The following is a 16,567-nucleotide window of genomic DNA, read 5'->3' on the forward strand; positions in this document are numbered from 1 at the left end:
GGCCGCCGCCGTCAGCCCCACCGCACGCGGCCGCCGCCGTCAGCCCCACCGCACGCGGCCGCCGTCGTCAGCGTCGCCGCTCGCGGCCCACCGCACGCGGCCGCCGCCGTCAGCGCCGCCGGTCCTGCGTCCTGCCGGTCCGTTTCGCTACGACAGGCGCTTGCGGACGATCTCGCTGACTGCCTTGCCGTCGAAGCGGCCGGCAACCTTCTCAGTGACCGGCTTCATGACATAACCCATGTGCTTGAGGGACAGTTCCACGCCGTCGGCCTTGAGTGATGCCATGGCCTCGTCGACAATGGCCTCGACTTCAGCGGCGGTCAGGGGTTCGGGGAGGTAGGCCTCAATGACCTCGGCCTCTGCGATCTCCGTGGCGGCGCGCTCGGTTTCCCCGGCTTCCTCGTAGATATGGGCGGTTTCGTGGCGCTTGGCCGCCTCTTTCTGCAGCATGGCCGTGATCTGGGCGTCGTCCATGTGGATGGGCGTCTTGCCGGCCTTCTCACGGGTGTCGATCTCGCTCAGGACGTTGCGCACGGCGGACAGGGCGGCCCGGTTACCGTCCTTCATATGGCTGACGACATCTGCGTGCAGCCGTTCCTTCAACGTGGACATATGGTGCTCCTCGATTCGATACACCGGCTGGCTGGCTGCCAGCCCGGCCAGAGGTGACAGCGTCCCGGCGGGGCGTCAGCGTCCCGGCGGGGCGTCGCATCGTGGGTGCATGACCGATGTAAGAGCCATGCTGGTACATCAATTATCTGCCCGCGGACGGGAAGCGGCGACGGCGTTCAGTCCCTGCGCGCGCAGCCGTGGTGGGGGCTCAGATCAGCCCCAGCTCCTCGAATGCCGTTACGAGCCCCTCATGGTGGGGCGGCGCGGCCGTGCGGTCAGCCAGGGCCAGCAGTTCGGGCGAGGATCCCTCGATGGCGACGCCGATGCCGGCGAAAGCGACCATCTCAAGGTCGTTCTCGCCGTCGCCCACGGCGATGGTGTTTTCGCGCGAAATGCCCAGATGCGCGATCGCCGCAGCGACGCCGTCGGCCTTGCTGATGCCGTGCTGGAACAACTCACCGGCATGGCGGCCTTCGTCCGCAATGGAATTCTCGACGACGGCGATTCCCTCGCCGATCTCCTCAACCAACTGCCGCATGGGAGCCGCGGAGTCGAACACTGACACCTTGGAGAACTGCACCTTGGCCAGGTCCGGCACGCGTACGAGAGAGCCGAGGATCGCGGAGGCCCCCACCTCGCGGCCGTCCGGAGCCTTGCTGAAGTGCTCCTCGATGATGACCCGCAGCCGCTCCTCGGCTGCGGGTGGCACGTGCAGCGATTCCTGGGCTTCCAGGACGTACACGGCGTCGTGCGTATCGAGGGCGGCCACCGTGCGGGCGGCAAGGTCCGAGGAAAAGCGGCGGTCCATGAGCACTTCGCCGTCGACTTCCACGTAGGCACCGGCGCTGGCCACGAGACCGTCGAAGCCGGCACCGCGGATGGCCCCAGGCAGCATGGAGACGGGCCGGCCGGTGCACAGGAAGACCCGGTGCCCTGCCTTGCGCGCCGCCTGGACAACACGCACATGGCCTGCGGGCACCACGCCGTAGTCCGCATAGGTGCCATCCACGTCAAGGAAGACGGCGCGGACGGTTCCGGCCCCGGGTCCGCCGGACGGGGTTTGGGTGCCCACCCGCTTACGCCCCTTCGAGCAGCTGGCTCGTGGCCCAGGCGAGGTACTTGGCTGCGTTAGCGACCGCGTCCGCAATATCCGGTTCGCCGTCGCGCTTTTGTGCGATGTCCAGCAGCTGGGCGGCGCCTTCCACCCCGTGCTTGGCGAGGTCTTCGGGCGTGACCGCGATGCGGCCGGCCACCACCAGCACCGGAATCCCCCGGTCACGCGCGGCATCGGCGAGGCCGATCGGGCCCTTTCCGCTCAGGGACTGGGTGTCGAGCGAGCCTTCGCCGGTGATCACCAGGTCGGCGCCGTCCAGCTGGGATTCCAGCCCGGTCAGCCCGGCGACCAGTTCGAAACCGCCTTCCAGTTCCGCTTCCGTAAAGGCCAGGAACGACGCCGGAAAGCCGCCGGCAGCGCCCGCCCCGGGAACGTTGGCGTCCCGGCCGGTTGCTTCCCGCAGCACGGACGCCCAGTTGCGCAGGCCGGCGTCGAGCAGTTCCACGGCGTCCGGGTCCGCGCCCTTCTGCGGCCCGAAAACGTGCGCGGCGCCGTCGCTGCCGTAGAGCGGATTGCGGACGTCGACGGCGATCCGGAAGCGGGTGTCCGCCAGTCGCGGATCCAGTGCGGAAACGTCCAGCGACGCGATCTCGGCCAGCGAACCGCCGCCGAGCGGGACCACGTTGCCCGTGGCGTCGAGCGGCTTCAGGCCGAGCGCGCGCAGGGCGCCGCTGCCGCCGTCGGTCATCGCCGAGCCGCCCAGACCGAGCACGATTTCGGTGGCCCCGGCGTCGAGCGCCGCGGCGATGAGCTGGCCGCAGCCGTAGCTGTGCGCGCGCAGGGAGTTCTCGGGCGTCGGTTCCATGCTGGCCAGGCCCGAAGCCTGGGCGGTTTCGATCACGGCAGTGGCGCCGCCGAAGGAGTTTTCGCGGATCGCCCAGGCAGCACCGACCGGCTTGAGAATGGGGCCGGTGACGGCGTTGACGCGCTCCTCATAGCCGGCAGCGACCGCGGCCTCCAGGGTTCCCTCGCCGCCGTCGGCGATCGGGAAACGGGTGACGACGGCGTCCGGGTAGACGCGCAGCGCCCCTTCGGCGATGGCCGCGGCCGCCTCAGTCGCGGTCAGGGAGCCTTTGAACTTGTCCGGGGCGATCAGAATGCGCATGGGCCCTATCTTGCCATCCGGGACAGACAGTATGAGCTGCGTTACGCCGGCGGTAAAATCACCCCATGAAAAAGACGGTGAGCAGTGTGCTGATCGTCGGTTTCCTCGTCGTCGACTTCCTGGTTTTCCATGACCTTCTGAAGCCGGGAGAGGTCATCACACTGCCGCAGTATTTGACCGGCATCCTGAGCATTCTGGTGATCGCTTTGTCGGTCAGGGAGCTTCTGGCACACCCGAAGAAGACCCAGCCGCAATAGGGTTCCGCTCCTTCACGGGACGCCGCCTCCCCAGCCGCCGTTCCGCGACGGACAGGAAACGGATGGACAGGGCCCAGTACCCCACGCCGGCAGCCAGCGAGGCCAGCAGCGCCAGTTCGGGGCTAATGCCCGCGAACAGGGGGTACACGAGCCAGTGCGTCAGGTAGATGTACAGCGAAGCACTGGCCAGCAGCCCGAGCGGCTTCCGCAGCACGACGGGCACCAGCAGCGTGGGCAGCCAGATCAGCAGGAGCACGCCGGCGATCACCGTGTTTTCGCGTAGCTGATCACCGAAGAAGTACCCCGGCACGGTCAGCACCACCAGCGCAGTAATCAGCAGCCGCTGCGGCAGCGTCCTTGACCGCGCCACCACCCAGCCGAAGGCGAACAGCCAGAACGTGGGCATGGGATGCGGAAGTCCCGGGTCCACGATGTCGTAGCGGCTGATCAACGCCAGCCCGGCCAGTGCCAGCGGGAAGGCGAACGGGAAGCGGCGCTCCAGCCGCCCGACCGCCGGAACCGCAAGCAGAACCGCCAACCCCAGCAGTATGTACACCAGCACTTCAATGAACCAGAAGTGCCACTGGGTGGTCACTTCCTCCGGCCCCACGATCGAGTTGAGGAGGAAGATGTTCGCCACGGTGTAGTGGTCCGTCAGCACGAACGCGACGGCGATGAACGCCACCGCCGGGATCACCAGCCGGCCCAGGCTGTACAGCTGCCGCTTCAGCCGCCGGACCCCGTCCCCGCCCAGCTGGAATCGAGCGAAGTTGTATCCGGCCACCGCCATCAGGATGTGCGCCGAGCCCTCCCAGTGGAACAGCCCGATATGCGTGGCGGCGATCAGGATGATGCCCAGGGCGCGCAGCAGGATTCCGCTCTCGAGCGGGGCGAACAGCCGCTTGGCCGGGGCGAACCACCGCTTTTCCGAGGCGGCGCTGCGCGGCACCAGGTCGCGCACGGGCGTGATGTGCCAGTCCGGCGGCAGGTGGCCAAGCACCTTCTCCAGCCGGATTGACGCGGCCACGTAGGACAGCGAGTCCCCGCCCAGGCTGACGAAGGTGTCCCCGTCCGCGATGTCGTCCCGTTCCAGCGCGTCGGCAAAGATCGTGCGGGCATCCTCCGCAGAACGTCCGGCAGAGCGATGCCCGACGCCGGAACCTCCGCCGGCAGTGAGGCCGCCTGCGGCAGCCGGGCCGCCGTCGGGCAGTCCCTCCGCGGGCGCGGCGTCCGCGAGCGCCAGCACCGCCGGGTAGTCCGTCTTCCCGGTGGAGAAGCGCGGCAGGGCGGCGACGGCGTACATCTTCAGCGCGGCGCGCGGCAGGCCGAGGCCCTGGGTGACGATCTTGGCGAGCAGCTTGGTGTCATGGTCACCCTCGACGGCGACCACCAGCTTTTCGTCGGTACCGGCCGCCGCGGCGGCGATGCCGAGTTCAGCCAGCATGGCCTCGACCTGGCCGAGGTCGATCCGCAGGCCCACGATCTTCACGAAGCGGCTGCGCCGGCCGACCACTTGGTACAGGCCGTTGTCCTGGACGCGGGCGAGGTCGCCGGTGCGCAGTTCGGTGATGGTCCGGCCCAGGGCCAAATCCGACGGGTGCTCCGCGTAGCCGAGCATGACGTTCGGGCCGCTGTAGACGAGTTCGCCGACAGGCCCCTCAGCCGGGCCCGGCCGGTCAATGGAATCGAGCCCGTCAATGGGCTCGATCCGGAAGGAGCCGCCGGGCACGGGAACCCCGATGCTCGAGGGGTTTTCGGCGGCGAGCCTGGGCGGCAGGTAGGCCATGCGGGCGGTGGCTTCGGTCTGCCCGTACATGACGAAGAGTTCCCAGCCGCGGCGCCGGCCCAGCCCGGCATAGTGCTGCACCTTCTCCGGGGCGAGCCGGCCGCCGGCCTGGGTGACATAGCGCAGGGCGGGCAGGTCCATGGCCTCGAAGCCCACGCGCTCCAGGAGCTCGAAGGTGTAGGGCACGGCGGCGAAGGAGGTCACACGTTCACGCCGCATGAGGTCCCAGAAACAAGGGTCCACCACGGACAGCTCGGTGAGCGCCAGGGCAGCCCCGCGGAGGAGGTGGCTGTTGATGACCGAAAGACCGTAGCAATAGGACATCGGCAGCGTGGTGGCGGCGCGGTCCTCGGGACCGATCCGCAGGTATGCCGCGATCGATTCCGCGTTGGCCTGCACGTTGTCCTGCGACAACCGCACCAGCTTCGGCGAGCCGGTGGAGCCGGAGGTGCTCAGCAGCAGGGCGAGCCCGGGGTGCAGTTCGTGGCGGCTGCCGGGGCGGCGCTCCTGCAGGATGGGTGCGCCGCCAGCTTCTGCGCCGGTCATTTCGGCAGCGGAGTGCATGACGACGTCCGGATCGTAGGCTGCGATCAGTGTCTCCAGGGCGGCCGGCTTGTCCGCGGGGACGATCATCAGGGGGTGGCCGCCGGCGAGCGCGGCAAGGTAACCCACCAGGGACGCGACGTCGTTTGCGGCGGCAAGCGCGACGAGGCGGCGGGTGGTGCCGAGCCGGGACGCGACAGCGTCCACGCGGCGGGCAAGGTCTTCGTAGCTGATGACGGTGCTGCCGGTGATGACGGCGGCGCGGCTTCCGAAGCGGGCCAGGCTCGAGACAAACGGGATCCGCGCGAGATCAAGGGGGATGGTCACCCGAGCGATTTTATAGGATAGCCTTAGCTAACTTCATTTGAGTTTCGGCAAGCGTCACCGTTCCAGTCACAGGCGTCACGTCACCACCACTGGCCACGCTTTTCGAGCACGTCCTTCAGCAGGTCTGCCCTGTCTGTGACGATTCCGTCCACGCCCTGCCTTCCGCCGCTGCCCCCTTCACCACCGCGCCCTTGAACGCCGAGGTCCAGCAACCGCTCCATGTCCGCCGGATCGTTGACTGTCCACACGTGCACCTGCAGGCCGAGGCGCTTCGCGCGCCGAAGGAAACCCGGGGTGAGCAGCTCGAGCGGTCCGTACCGGACCGGCACTTGGACGGCGTCGACGTCGTGCATCACTTTCGCGAGCCAGCGGTCCGGAAGGAACGGGCCGGCAAGGACGAACACGGCAGTGCAGAAGATGCCCGCCGAGGACGCCGTGCGGCGGCTGAGCCTTTTGAGCACGGCCCGGCGGCGACGGTCGGAGAAGCTGGTGATGAGCACGCGCTCATGGGCGGCACCGCGCTCGATCACGGCGGCCAAGGGTGCCACGGTGTGCCGGTCCTTGACGTCGATGTTCAGCCGGGCGTCCGGGAAGTCACGCAGGATGTCCTCAAGCAGCGGGATGGCTTCGCGCCCGCCGATCTTCGCCACGGACACCTGTTCCGCGCTCAGTTCGCTGATCCGGCCGCGGGAGTCGGTCACACGGTCCAAGGTCTCGTCGTGGAACAGCAGGACGGCACCGTCCGCGGTGGCCCGGGCGTCGGTCTCCAGGTGCGTGATGCCGAGCCCGACGGCGGCGCGGAAGGCCGCCGTCGAATTCTCCAGTCCCTCGCGGGAGAATCCGCGGTGGGCCAGGGCGAGGGGACGGCTCGCGCCGTCAGGTCGCAGGAAATAGGGCAGCGGCTCGCTCACCCGGGTAGCGTAACGCCTGGGCGCCGAGGATTCAGCCCTCGTGGCGGACGATCTCCACGCCGTCGCCGCAGTGCACCAGCGTGCGGCCGGCGCCGCCGTCGAGGTTCACCCACACGATGCTGTGGTCGCCGGACACGGCATCCACGAGTCCGAGGTTCTCGTAGCCCGGTGCAAGCTTCACGCTGACGCGGTCGCCGCGCCGCAATTGCTTCCAGTGTTCGTCCGGCTGGGCGCGGCGGATGGGCGCCTCATACATGCCGTTCGTCTTACGCTTGGCCATGGTGTCCCCCTGAAGTGAGCTCTCAGATATGAGGCCAGCCTAGGTGCGCGAGTTGAACGCGAGTTGGATTCCAGGTGTGAGTTTCCGGTGAGCTTAATCGCGCCAGCTAAGCGGTTCCGTTCAGACCGGCCGTGACTTCCGCAGTCCGCTGCAGGGTTGCACGGGCACCTTCGGCGATGATGCCCGGAATGCCGCGGTCCTCGAACACGGCGATGGCCCCGGAACTGATGGTCCCGGGACCGGTCATGGGGCAAGGAGCGGGGTCCGGCAAGGAAACCAGGGCAAACAAAACAGCGGCGATGCGCACCCAGTCCTGCCGGGATATCGGGTCCTGTCCGTTGTCCCGGCAGGAGCGCACCGCCGCTGTGGTCTTTGTTTACCCTTGACGGGCTTCCGCTGGGGGCGCGGTCCGCTAGATGATGGCGGCGCGGAGTTCCTTCGCAGCCAGCGCGGGGTCGGCTGCACCGTAGATGCCGCCGCCGACGACGGCGACATCGGCACCTGCGCGCTGCACCGAAGCGATGGTGGTCAGGTTGACGCCACCTGCCACGGAGAACGGAACGCGGGCTTCCTCGCCGGCGCTGAGGAGCACGTTGAGGTCGTAGCCGGGCTTGGCCTGCTCGTCCAGGCCGGCGTGCATCTCAACGAACTTGGCGCCCAGGGCACGGACTTCCTTGGCACGGCTTGCCTTGTCGGCAACGCTGATGAGGTCAACGACGACACCCTTGTTGTGGGCCTTGGCAGCCTTGACCGCACCGGCGATGGTGGAGTCGTCGGCCGTGCCCAGGACGGTCACGAGGTCGGCGCCGGCCTTGAAGGCGATGTCGGATGTCGAGGGCGGCTTCAGTGGAGAGGACGTCGATGGCGACTTGGAGCTTCATGGGTTTCTCTTTCTTGTTGTGGAGTTGCGGAGTCTTGAGGCGGGCGGGGGCTTACTCGAGGTTGGCGTGGCGGAGCCAGAGTTCCTCAGCCGGGGTGGCGTCCCCGTCCCAAAGGGTTTGGAACACGGCCTCGGCGGCCAGGAAGAGCACCTGTTCGAAGAGGCTGCCGGCGTACTGGCGGGACAGGCTGGAACCGTGGTCCGTCTTCTGCGCGGCCGGAATGGTGACCACGACGTCGGCCAGCTCCGCGAGCGGGGAGGCCGGGTTGGTGGTGTAGGCGGCCAAACGGGCCCCGGCCTTCGCAGCTGTCTGGGCGGCGCGCACCACGCCGGACGTCGTTCCGGAGCCGGAGGCCAGCAGCAGGACGTCGCCCGAACGGATAGCCGGGGTGGTGGTATCTCCTGCGATGTGCACCTCGAGGCCGAGGTGCATCAGGCGCATTGCCGCCATCCGCAGCACCAGGCCGCTGCGGCCGGCACCGGCGACGAAGACCCGGTTGGCCGAACGCAGCTCCTCCGCGAGGCGGGAGAGCTGGCCGGGGTCGATTTCCGCGGCAGTTGCGGCAACTTCGTCCCCTACGAGGGAGAGGTTCGACGACATCAGGCGGGATGTTTCTGTCTCCGATACGGTGGGCACCACCTCAGCGGTGAGGGTCATTGCCGTGCCTCCTGTTCTGGTCGGGGAGTCCTTGTGAATCAATCGTCGCTTCCTGAACGGGTGAGCTGAACAGCGAGGATGGGCAGTGTTTGCTACCCGTTTGGATAGTCAATCCCGGTTGTGAGCGGCTAAGGTGACTGAATGACTTCAGCGCAGAAGACTCTGGCCCCGAAACCTTTGGCCCAGAATTCCAAGACCCTGTTGGACGACCTCGCCGCCTTGGTGAACGCTCCCCTGATGGACATCGCCGAGCGGCTGCGCGAGGCGGTACTGCCCTACGTCGGCAACAGCGCGCTCATCATTTTCACGGAAGACTGCACGGGCCGTCCGCAGAAGAAGGCCGGCGCGGAGGAAATCATCAGCCGCGTGTCCGTTCCGGAACTGGACCAGCTGCGCAGCCAACTCCCGGACCGTGAGCCCTGGGAGGGGACCGCGACCATCGCCGGGGCAGAGCATCCGGTCCTCGCCCTGACTTCGGAGACGAAGGCTTTGGTTACCCTGACCGCCCCTCAGCTGCCGGCGGATCCGGCAGAACGGGCCGAGTCCCTGCGGATGCTCGGCTACCTGTGGGGACTGGCGGCCCGCAGGATCCAGGAGAAGGTGGCGGACGCACCGCCGTCGTACTTGCTTGAATCCCGCGCGGCATCGGCCGAACGGCTGCGGGTCACGGCGGAACTGGTGGACCGGCACTCGACCACTCTCGAGACCCTTCTGGCTGCCCTGCGGTCCAATGCCCTGGACGACGCCACCGCACGCCGGAACGTCACCGACCTCGCCGTGAAGGCGCTCGTGGAGCTGCGCACCGTCAGCGACCGAACCACGGACCTGGTGGAGGAACCCGTGGCCACGGCATTCGAACGGCTGAGGGAGGACCTGCGTCCCCTGATGCACTTCAGCGGCATCGACGTGCAGTTCATCGAGCCGCCGGTCAACGGCCGTGCCCTGCCCGGCGAGGTGGCCCACGCGGCCCGGGCCATCGTGCGCGGGCTGGTGCTGGCGATCGTGGAGCAGCCGCAGGTACGCCGTGTCCGTGCCCAGTGGGACTGCGACGGCGAGAACCTGCTCATCAACGTGCGCGACGACGGCCAGGGCGAACTGTCCGCGGATTCGCCGAACATCACCCGCCTCGCGTCGCGGGTCGAAGCGCTGAACGGGCGGATGAACCTGGAGGTTATGGCAGGCTGGGGCGCCGATGTGCAGGTGGCCCTGCCGCTCGATCCGCCCCCGGCCCCGGTGGGCGACGCCGGGGGTTGGGGCCTGGCCGAACGGGAACTGGAGGTCCTCCAGCTGCTCTCGGCAGGCCAGCGCAACCGGGCGATCTCCGCGAAGCTCCACATCAGCGAAAACACCGTTAAATTCCACCTGCGGAATATCTTCCGGAAGCTCGGCGTGGGTTCACGCACGGAGGCGATCGCCCTCGCACACAGCCACGGCATGCGGGCGCACGTCTAGTGCCCGCGGGCCCCGGCGAGCCGACACCGGACGGGCTGCCCCTTAGCCGACGAGCAGGGCCTCGATCACCTGGGCCACGCCGTCGTCGTCGAAATGCGGGGCCCGGTACCCCGCCGCGGTGATTGCTTCCGGATGGCCGCTGGCCATCGCATAGCCGTGGCCGGCCCAGCGCAGCATTTCGATGTCGTTGGGCATGTCCCCGAACGCCACCACGTCCGCGGCCTCGATGCCCAGGGACGCTGCGTATCCGGCGAGCGTGACCGCCTTGTTGACGCCGGGCGCGGACATCTCAAGAAGTGCGGTGTGCGGCGCCGAGTGCGTGGTCTCCACCAGGTGCGCGACGACGGGGTGCACCTGCGCGAGGAAGGCGTCCGGGGTGCCGCTGCGGGTCACCGCCAGGAACTTCACGACGGCGTCCTCCGCCGTCAGCGTCCGGTGCAGGGGCGCAGGGGTGAACCCGGCCAGCAGCTCGCTGGTGGGGTTCTCGATGAAGCCGGGTTCGAGATGGAAGCCGGACACGGTCTCCGCGGCGAACAAGGCGTCGGGGCACACGGACTTGATCAGGCGCCGGGCCTCGAACACCGCGTCAAGTCCGATGGCCTGGGCGGACAGCAGCTTGTCCTCGGCGAGGTCCCAGAGCACGGCGCCGTTGGAGCAGATCACCGTGCCGCTGTGGCCGAGCTGTTCCCGGAGCGGGTAGAGCCAGCGCGGTGGACGGCCCGTCACGAAAACCACTTCGACGCCGGCATCGACGCAGGCGTGGAACGCGCGGACGGTGCGGCTGCTGATCCGGCCGTCGTGGCCGAGGATGGTGCCATCGATGTCACTTGCTACAAGCCGCATTCTGCAAGTCTACGGGCGGCGGGGTGCGGCTATTGCGCGGCGGCCAGGGCGTTCATCTCGGCGCGGGTGGGCGGGTTGGCCCCGGCGCGGGACACGGTGACGGCCGCGGCGCTGGCGGCGTGGGCCATGATCTCGCGCAGGATTTCGGCCGGCATGGCGCGGAGGTCTTGGCGGTTCTGGGCACCGTCCAGGCCGCGGTCCACGATGCCGGAGAGGAGCGCGGCCATGAAGGAGTCGCCGGCGCCCACGGTGTCCGCCACTTTGACCTTCGGCGCCGGGACTTCGGCCTCGCCGGCGCCTGTGATGCCCCAAGGGCCGGCCGAACCGCGGGTGACCACCACCATGGCGGGGCCCTGCTTGCCGCCCAGGGACAGCCAGCGCCGGGCGGAGTCGCGCACATCCACGCCCGGGTAGAGCCATTCGAGGTCTTCGTCCGAGGCTTTCACCACGTCGGCCAGGGCCACGAAACGCTCGGTCCGCTCGCGCGCGAAGTCTTTGTCCGTGATGATGCTTGGCCGGCAGTTGGGGTCGAAGCTGATGGTCGCGTTCGGGTGGGCGTACTCGACGGCGGCAAGGACCTCGGATGCGCCCGGTTCGAGCATGGTGGCGATGGAGCCGGTATGCAGCAGTGAGGCGCCCTGCAGCATGAACGGCAGGCGGTCAGCGAGGCCGGGCAGCTCCCAGCTGAGGTCGAAGGTGTAGCTCGCGGCGCCGTCGTCGCCGACCACCGCAGTGGCCACGCTGCTGGGCTTTCCGTCCGGCGGGAACGGAACCAACACCGAACTGGAGCGCAGGTGGGCGGCGATCGCATCCCCGTAGGGGTCTTGTCCGTAGCGCCCGATGAATTGCACCGGATGGCCCAGGCGGGCCAGTCCCACCGCGACATTCAGCGGGCTGCCGCCCACGTGTGCCTCTTCACCAGAGGGGCGCCGGACGACGTCCACGAGGGCCTCACCAATCACTGTCAGCATGGAGAACACTCTGCCAGAGCGGCCATGGCCGGACCAGAGCCGCTGTTCTGTTACTCGGCACCCCGGCCGCGGGGTCCGAAACTGCACGTTTTCCCATCTGCACCCGAGACGATTGCGCCACCAAGTTACCAGCGGGTAACCTACTGAACCTTGGGGGATGTGTGATGCGCGTCACCGATGCGTGGAAAACTTCTCATTGATTGGAACTGCCCTATGACAGTGCAAAAAGCCATGACCAGGCAAAAACGGTCCATCCTGTCCGCCATTGCGGTCCTCGTGCTCTCACTCCTCACCGGAGTAGGCACGGCCTCGGCGAGCACCCTGGACGTCTCTCCTCCGGGAGCCAACGACTGGGGCTGCAAACCCTCCACCGCGCACCCGTTCCCGGTGGTGCTGGTGCCGGGAACCTTTGAAAACATGGCCAAGAACTGGAGCACGCTGTCTCCGGTCCTGAAGAACGAGGGCTACTGTGTGTTCGCGCTGAACTACGGCGAGTCCAACGGCATCGATGCCTCAGGCCCCATCGCGGATTCGGCCGGGGAGCTTGCCTCCTTTGTGGACGCCGTCCTCGCTGCCACCAAGGCCCCCCAGGTGGATATCGTGGGCCACAGCCAAGGCGGGATGATGCCGAGGTACTACATGGGCTTCCTGGGTGGCGCCAAGAAAGTCCACCACCTCGTGGGCATTTCGCCCTCGAACCACGGCACGGAGGGCCTCATCCTTCCTCCCCCGGAAGATGCGCCGTCCGAAATGCAACTCTTTGAGCCCTTCTGTCAGGCGTGCATGGACCAGGAGGCGGGGTCGGCCTTCCTGACGAAGCTCAACTCCCTTGGCGACACTGTCAAGGGACCGGCATACACCGTCATTTCCACCGTCCATGATGAGGTGGTGACGCCCTATCGGAGCCAGTTCCTGTCCGGCAGCGCCGCGCAGGTCAGCAACATCACCCTTCAAAACCGGTGCCCCTTGGATCCGATCGAGCACGACCAGACACCCAACGACCCCGTGGTACACCAGTGGGTCTTGAATGCCTTGGCACATGCCGACGGACCTGCCGATCCGGGCTTCCGCCCGGCCTGCCTCTAGGCGGAACGCACCGGGGTCCCGGTCAGCTCAGCAGCCTCTGCACCAGCTCCCGGCATTTCTTGTATGCCGCTGCGCGCGGATCGATGAGGTCGTAATGACTGCCCGGGACCCTCAGCAGCTGCGCCGCACCGCCGGCCGCGATCGAGGCATTGACGTAGCCCTCGGACAGGCTGGTCGGAACGTCTTCGTCGTCCATGGCGTGAACGGCATATACGGGGATGCTGAGCGGTACGCATTTCATCGGGTCGGCGTAAATATGCCGCTTGGGGTACCTGACGGAGTCACCGCCCATGAGGTTGTCCACCGCGCCGTTGCTGAGGTTGAGGCGCTCGGCCTCGGCCAGGTTCAGCACCCCGGACTGGCTGACGACGCCGCTGAGCTGCACGGCGGCGTCGTCTCCGTTGCGCACCAGCTGCCGGTCGGCGTCGGGGGTTCCGATCTTGTCCAGCTTGCGCCGTCCGGCCGCCCACACGGCGAGGTGCCCGCCGGCGGAATGGCCGAGGGCCACCACTTTGCCGAGGTCCAGGCCGTGTTCGGGGGCCACGTCCTTGAGGTGGTCGATGCCGCTGAGGACGTCCTCGAAGGTATGCGGCCAGCCGCCGCCGTTGCCTGCCCGCCGGTACTCGAGGTTCCAGGCCGCGATGCCGTGTGCAGCAAGATCCCGCGCGAGCGGTTCGCCCAGCTCTGCGCCGTACTGCGAACGCCAGTACCCGCCGTGGATCACCACGGCCACGCCGTGGCATTTGACCGGCCGGGCCCCGTTGGGGCTGTGCGTGGGTTCCGGTAGGAAAAGTTCTGCCCACTGGCTGGGGTGCTCGCCGTAGTGGTACTTCTGCCGCTTCACTGCGTGCCTCCTTTGCGGCTTCCCGTCAGTAAAACCTTTGCTCGGGGTCTTTCAAAAAGCTGTGCTTCAAGAGTCTCCCCTGAGCCTACAATGCATTTCCCGGTCGCAGCGGATCCGCCGCCGGGCCGGGTCCGGGCCGGGTGCCGTGTCAGTGCCGCCCCGTAAGCTTGGGAATATGGCTAGCAATTGGGAGAGGCTGGATCCCCAGCTGCGCGAATCGGTGCAGGCGAACGTGGAGATCTACGAACGCGTGCGCCCGGCGTTGAAACTCATCACGCGCGATGTGCTGCTCACTTTGCGGGACATCCTGAAGAACAGCGACTCCGTGCCCCTGTTTGTCACGGGACGCACCAAGACCGTTGATTCGTTCCGCGAAAAGATCTCCCGCACGGATGAACCGTTGGAGCCGGGCGGGCCGCGGCCGCTGAAGTTCCCGGATCCGTTCCGCACGCTCAATGACATGGTGGGCATCCGCGTCATCACCAAGCTGCCCGCGGAGAACGCCGCCGTGGCCAACCTCATCAAACGCCAGCGCCAGTTGTTCGACTGCCGCGGTGACCGCGAAAAGGACATCGGCTCCATCGAGTCCGGCACCTACGGCTACTCCAGCCGGCACCTGATCCTGCGCACCATCCAAAACGAGTCCGTGAAGGCCTACCAGCAGATCTTCAACCCGGAGCTTCCGGCCAACGGCAGTTACTTCTTCGAGTGCCAGATCCGCACGGTGTTCGCCCATGCCTGGAGCGAGATCGAGCATGACATCCGATTCAAGGCCGAGGACCCCCGGGCCTGGACCCCGCATTTCGACCGCCAGTTCACCGCCACGGCGGCCATGCTGGAAACGGTCGAAAGCGCCTTCGCCGACCTCAATGAGCGCTACGCCGAAGTCCGCAGCTACTGGGACCTGGAAGGCGAAGGCTCCACCCCGCTCACGCCCAACCGGGTCCGCGACGTCTGGCGGACGCTCCTGCCGCACGTTGACCGCAAGGTTGATGATGACTGGGGCTGGGCCGCGGAACTCCTCGCCGCGCACGGGCTGAAGCAGACCGTGGAGCTGGCCGGGCTGCTCAGCGCCAACCGCATCACGGAGGTCCGCAAGGCCCTGGACCACCGCTACTCCCCCGGGCCGGACCGCCTGCTGGATGACCTCCTGCTGTGGGAGTACGGCACCCGGCATGTCGAGCTGACCGCCGAGGCGGCCGACGTCGTCCCGCACCCGCGGAGGGACAGCCTCCAGCGGCGGCTCAAGCAGATCGAGCGCTACCGCCAGACCCAAAAGTAGCTTCGCCGACCCCCAGTTAGGCCCCGTTGACACCCCCCGCCACCCCTGAGCAACTCCAGTCCCTGCGTTTCACCCTGCGCTCCCCGCGCCGGCTCAAGACTGAAACACTGGCCGCCCTTGTGGTCGCCCTGGCCCTGATCCCGGAAGCCATCGCGTTCTCGGTGATCGCCGGCGTCGACCCACGGATCGGGCTGTTCGCCTCCTTCACCATGGGCATCGTCACCGCGCTGGTGGGCGGCCGGCCGGCCATGATTTCCGCGGCCACCGGCGCCGTGGCGCTGGTGATCGCGCCCGTGATGAAGGACCACGGCCTCCACTACCTGATTGCCACGATCATCCTGGCCGGTGTCTTCCAGATCATCCTGGCGGTGCTCGGCGTCACCCGGCTGATGCGGTTCATTCCCCGCTCGGTGATGATCGGCTTCGTGAACGCCTTGGCGATCCTGGTTTTCATGGCGCAGATGCCGGAGCTGGTGGGCGTGCCGCGGATGGTCTACCCGATCGTGGCGGTGGGTCTGCTGATCGTGTTCACCCTGCCGAAGATCACGACGGCGGTGCCCGCGCCCTTGGTGGCGATCGTGCTGTTGACGGCGGCCACCGTGCTGGCGGCCATCGATGTGCCGACGGTCAGCGACAAGGGCGAACTGCCGCAGAGCCTGCCCGGCTTCTTCTTCCCGCAGGTGCCCCTGACGTGGGACACCTTCCGGATCATCGCCCCGTACGCCTTGTCCATGGCGCTGGTGGGCCTGCTGGAATCCCTTATGACTGCCAAGCTGGTGGACGACATCACGGACACCCGCTCCAACAAGACCCGGGTGTCCTGGGGGCAGGGTGCGGCCAATATCGTCACCGGATTCCTGGGCGGACTGGGCGGCTGCGCCGTGATCGGCCAGACCATGATCAACGTCAAGGGCTCGGGCGCACGGAGCCGCCTGTCCACCTTCCTGGCCGGGGCGTTCCTGCTGGTCCTGGTAGTGGTGCTGGGCGATGTGGTGGGGATGATCCCGATGGCCGCGCTGGTGGCCGTCATGATCTTCGTTTCACTGATCACCTTCGATTGGCATTCAATCCGCCCGTCCACGCTGAAGCGGCTGCCGAAATCCGAAACCGGCGTCATGCTGGCGACCGTCGCGGTGGTAGTCGCGACGCACAACCTGGCCATCGGCGTAGGAGTCGGGGTCCTCGCCGCGATGGTGCTGTTCGCGCGGCGGGTGGCGCATTTCGCCACCGTGGAGCGGACCGAACTGGAGCTCAACGGCGAAACCGTAGCCACTTACACCGTGGACGGCGAGCTCTTCTTCGCCTCCTCCAACGACCTTTACACGCAGTTCGACTACGCGAAGGACGCCGAGGACCGGATCGCCCGCGTGGTGATCGACCTGCACGCCTCGCACGTCTGGGACGCCTCCACCGTGGCCGTGCTGGATTCGGTCACCGAGAAGTACCGCAACCACGGCCGCGAGGTGGAGTTCATCGGCCTGAACGCGGCCAGCGTGTCCCTGCGTGAGCGGCTGGCGGGGAAGCTGGGCTAGCTGTACTGCCCAGGGACGTTGGTTCGGTGAATGTGATGACTCGCTGGAGTCGTTGACCCAAAGGTGAGGACCTCTGGTTGCACA

Annotated in this window: 16 protein-coding genes and 1 pseudogene; 5 read left to right on the forward strand and 12 right to left on the reverse strand. The window is 67.6% G+C overall.

What is annotated here, in order from left to right:
• Positions 1-147 precede the first annotated feature (147 nt).
• The 3 genes from DWV11_RS08660 to DWV11_RS08670 all read right to left on the reverse strand — a co-directional run bounded on the left by DWV11_RS08660 (position 148) and on the right by DWV11_RS08670 (position 2,831).
• A complete protein-coding gene (locus tag DWV11_RS08660; RefSeq protein WP_115788489.1) occupies positions 148-612 on the reverse strand; it encodes a GatB/YqeY domain-containing protein in 465 nt (154 codons plus the stop codon).
• A gap of 208 nt (positions 613-820) precedes the next feature.
• Positions 821-1,684, reverse strand: a complete 864-nt coding sequence (locus tag DWV11_RS08665; protein WP_115788490.1) for an HAD-IIB family hydrolase — start codon at positions 1,682-1,684, stop codon at positions 821-823.
• 4 nt (positions 1,685-1,688) lie between these two features.
• Entirely contained in the window at positions 1,689-2,831 is a 1,143-nt protein-coding gene (locus DWV11_RS08670) for a glycerate kinase (protein ID WP_115788491.1), read from the reverse strand.
• Between the two features lie 65 nt (positions 2,832-2,896).
• On the opposite strand from DWV11_RS08670, the gene DWV11_RS08675 reads away from it, so the two are divergent.
• Positions 2,897-3,088: a hypothetical protein gene (locus DWV11_RS08675; RefSeq protein WP_115788492.1), complete on the forward strand. Its 192-nt coding sequence runs from the start codon at positions 2,897-2,899 to the stop codon at positions 3,086-3,088.
• On the opposite strand, the gene DWV11_RS08680 is transcribed toward DWV11_RS08675, so the two are convergent.
• The 6 genes and pseudogenes from DWV11_RS08680 to hxlB all read right to left on the reverse strand — a co-directional run bounded on the left by DWV11_RS08680 (position 3,045) and on the right by hxlB (position 8,473).
• Positions 3,045-5,744: an AMP-binding protein gene (locus DWV11_RS08680; RefSeq protein ID WP_115788493.1), complete on the reverse strand. Its 2,700-nt coding sequence runs from the start codon at positions 5,742-5,744 to the stop codon at positions 3,045-3,047. The genes DWV11_RS08675 and DWV11_RS08680 overlap by 44 nt on opposite strands.
• Positions 5,745-5,824: 80 nt before the next feature.
• Positions 5,825-6,655 (reverse strand): glycerophosphodiester phosphodiesterase family protein, encoded by an 831-nt coding sequence (locus DWV11_RS08685; protein ID WP_245953515.1) that lies wholly within the window; start codon positions 6,653-6,655, stop codon positions 5,825-5,827.
• Between the two features lie 31 nt (positions 6,656-6,686).
• Positions 6,687-6,935 carry a hypothetical protein gene (locus DWV11_RS08690; protein ID WP_115788494.1) on the reverse strand — a complete coding sequence of 83 codons (249 nt, stop codon included), beginning with the start codon at positions 6,933-6,935 and terminating at the stop codon, positions 6,687-6,689.
• A 106-nt stretch (positions 6,936-7,041) separates the two neighbouring features.
• Positions 7,042-7,182, reverse strand: a complete 141-nt coding sequence (locus tag DWV11_RS20090; RefSeq protein WP_168404617.1) for a hypothetical protein — start codon at positions 7,180-7,182, stop codon at positions 7,042-7,044.
• Positions 7,183-7,347: 165 nt separating this feature from the next.
• Positions 7,348-7,764 (reverse strand): annotated as a pseudogene (locus tag DWV11_RS08700) (orotidine 5'-phosphate decarboxylase / HUMPS family protein); the annotation flags it as partial.
• A gap of 103 nt (positions 7,765-7,867) precedes the next feature.
• Positions 7,868-8,473, reverse strand: a complete 606-nt coding sequence (gene hxlB, locus DWV11_RS08705; protein ID WP_115788496.1) for a 6-phospho-3-hexuloisomerase — start codon at positions 8,471-8,473, stop codon at positions 7,868-7,870.
• 141 nt (positions 8,474-8,614) lie between these two features.
• On the opposite strand from hxlB, the gene DWV11_RS08710 reads away from it, so the two are divergent.
• Positions 8,615-9,925, forward strand: a complete 1,311-nt coding sequence (locus DWV11_RS08710; RefSeq protein ID WP_115788497.1) for a LuxR C-terminal-related transcriptional regulator — start codon at positions 8,615-8,617, stop codon at positions 9,923-9,925.
• Between the two features lie 42 nt (positions 9,926-9,967).
• On the opposite strand, the gene DWV11_RS08715 is transcribed toward DWV11_RS08710, so the two are convergent.
• Complete coding sequence (locus DWV11_RS08715) at positions 9,968-10,768, reverse strand: HAD family hydrolase (protein ID WP_115788498.1); 801 nt, start codon at positions 10,766-10,768, stop codon at positions 9,968-9,970.
• Positions 10,769-10,797: 29 nt separating this feature from the next.
• Positions 10,798-11,739: a carbohydrate kinase family protein gene (locus tag DWV11_RS08720; RefSeq protein ID WP_115788503.1), complete on the reverse strand. Its 942-nt coding sequence runs from the start codon at positions 11,737-11,739 to the stop codon at positions 10,798-10,800.
• Between the two features lie 213 nt (positions 11,740-11,952).
• Between DWV11_RS08720 and DWV11_RS08725 the strand changes: the two genes are divergently transcribed.
• On the forward strand, positions 11,953-12,825 hold the full coding sequence (locus tag DWV11_RS08725) for a lipase family alpha/beta hydrolase (protein ID WP_245953517.1): 873 nt from the start codon (positions 11,953-11,955) through the stop codon (positions 12,823-12,825).
• A gap of 22 nt (positions 12,826-12,847) precedes the next feature.
• Here DWV11_RS08725 and DWV11_RS08730 read toward each other — a convergent pair whose 3' ends face one another.
• Complete coding sequence (locus DWV11_RS08730; protein WP_115788499.1) at positions 12,848-13,669, reverse strand: alpha/beta hydrolase; 822 nt, start codon at positions 13,667-13,669, stop codon at positions 12,848-12,850.
• A gap of 175 nt (positions 13,670-13,844) precedes the next feature.
• Here DWV11_RS08730 and DWV11_RS08735 point away from each other — a divergent pair, with 175 nt between their 5' ends.
• Positions 13,845-14,951: a GTP pyrophosphokinase gene (locus DWV11_RS08735; RefSeq protein WP_115788500.1), complete on the forward strand. Its 1,107-nt coding sequence runs from the start codon at positions 13,845-13,847 to the stop codon at positions 14,949-14,951.
• Between the two features lie 26 nt (positions 14,952-14,977).
• Positions 14,978-16,483: a SulP family inorganic anion transporter gene (locus tag DWV11_RS08740; RefSeq protein WP_115788501.1), complete on the forward strand. Its 1,506-nt coding sequence runs from the start codon at positions 14,978-14,980 to the stop codon at positions 16,481-16,483.
• Positions 16,484-16,567: the final 84 nt, after the last annotated feature.

This window comes from Arthrobacter silvisoli (genome assembly GCF_003369445.1).
Classification (GTDB): Bacteria; Actinomycetota; Actinomycetes; order Actinomycetales; family Micrococcaceae; genus Arthrobacter; species Arthrobacter silvisoli.

What these genes read in the sequence shown, in the direction of transcription:
- DWV11_RS08670 (WP_115788491.1), bottom strand. Translation starts at nt 2,831, where the DNA reads ATGCGCATTCTGATCGCCCCGGACAAGTTCAAAGGCTCCCTGACCGCG.
- DWV11_RS08710 (WP_115788497.1), top strand. Translation starts at nt 8,615, where the DNA reads ATGACTTCAGCGCAGAAGACTCTGGCCCCGAAACCTTTGGCCCAGAAT.
- DWV11_RS08660 (WP_115788489.1), bottom strand. Translation starts at nt 612, where the DNA reads ATGTCCACGTTGAAGGAACGGCTGCACGCAGATGTCGTCAGCCATATG.
- DWV11_RS08735 (WP_115788500.1), top strand. Translation starts at nt 13,845, where the DNA reads ATGGCTAGCAATTGGGAGAGGCTGGATCCCCAGCTGCGCGAATCGGTG.
- DWV11_RS20090 (WP_168404617.1), bottom strand. Translation starts at nt 7,182, where the DNA reads ATGACCGGTCCCGGGACCATCAGTTCCGGGGCCATCGCCGTGTTCGAG.
- DWV11_RS08720 (WP_115788503.1), bottom strand. Translation starts at nt 11,739, where the DNA reads ATGCTGACAGTGATTGGTGAGGCCCTCGTGGACGTCGTCCGGCGCCCC.
- DWV11_RS08725 (WP_245953517.1), top strand. Translation starts at nt 11,953, where the DNA reads ATGACAGTGCAAAAAGCCATGACCAGGCAAAAACGGTCCATCCTGTCC.
- DWV11_RS08715 (WP_115788498.1), bottom strand. Translation starts at nt 10,768, where the DNA reads ATGCGGCTTGTAGCAAGTGACATCGATGGCACCATCCTCGGCCACGAC.
- DWV11_RS08675 (WP_115788492.1), top strand. Translation starts at nt 2,897, where the DNA reads ATGAAAAAGACGGTGAGCAGTGTGCTGATCGTCGGTTTCCTCGTCGTC.
- hxlB (WP_115788496.1), bottom strand. Translation starts at nt 8,473, where the DNA reads ATGACCCTCACCGCTGAGGTGGTGCCCACCGTATCGGAGACAGAAACA.
- DWV11_RS08690 (WP_115788494.1), bottom strand. Translation starts at nt 6,935, where the DNA reads ATGGCCAAGCGTAAGACGAACGGCATGTATGAGGCGCCCATCCGCCGC.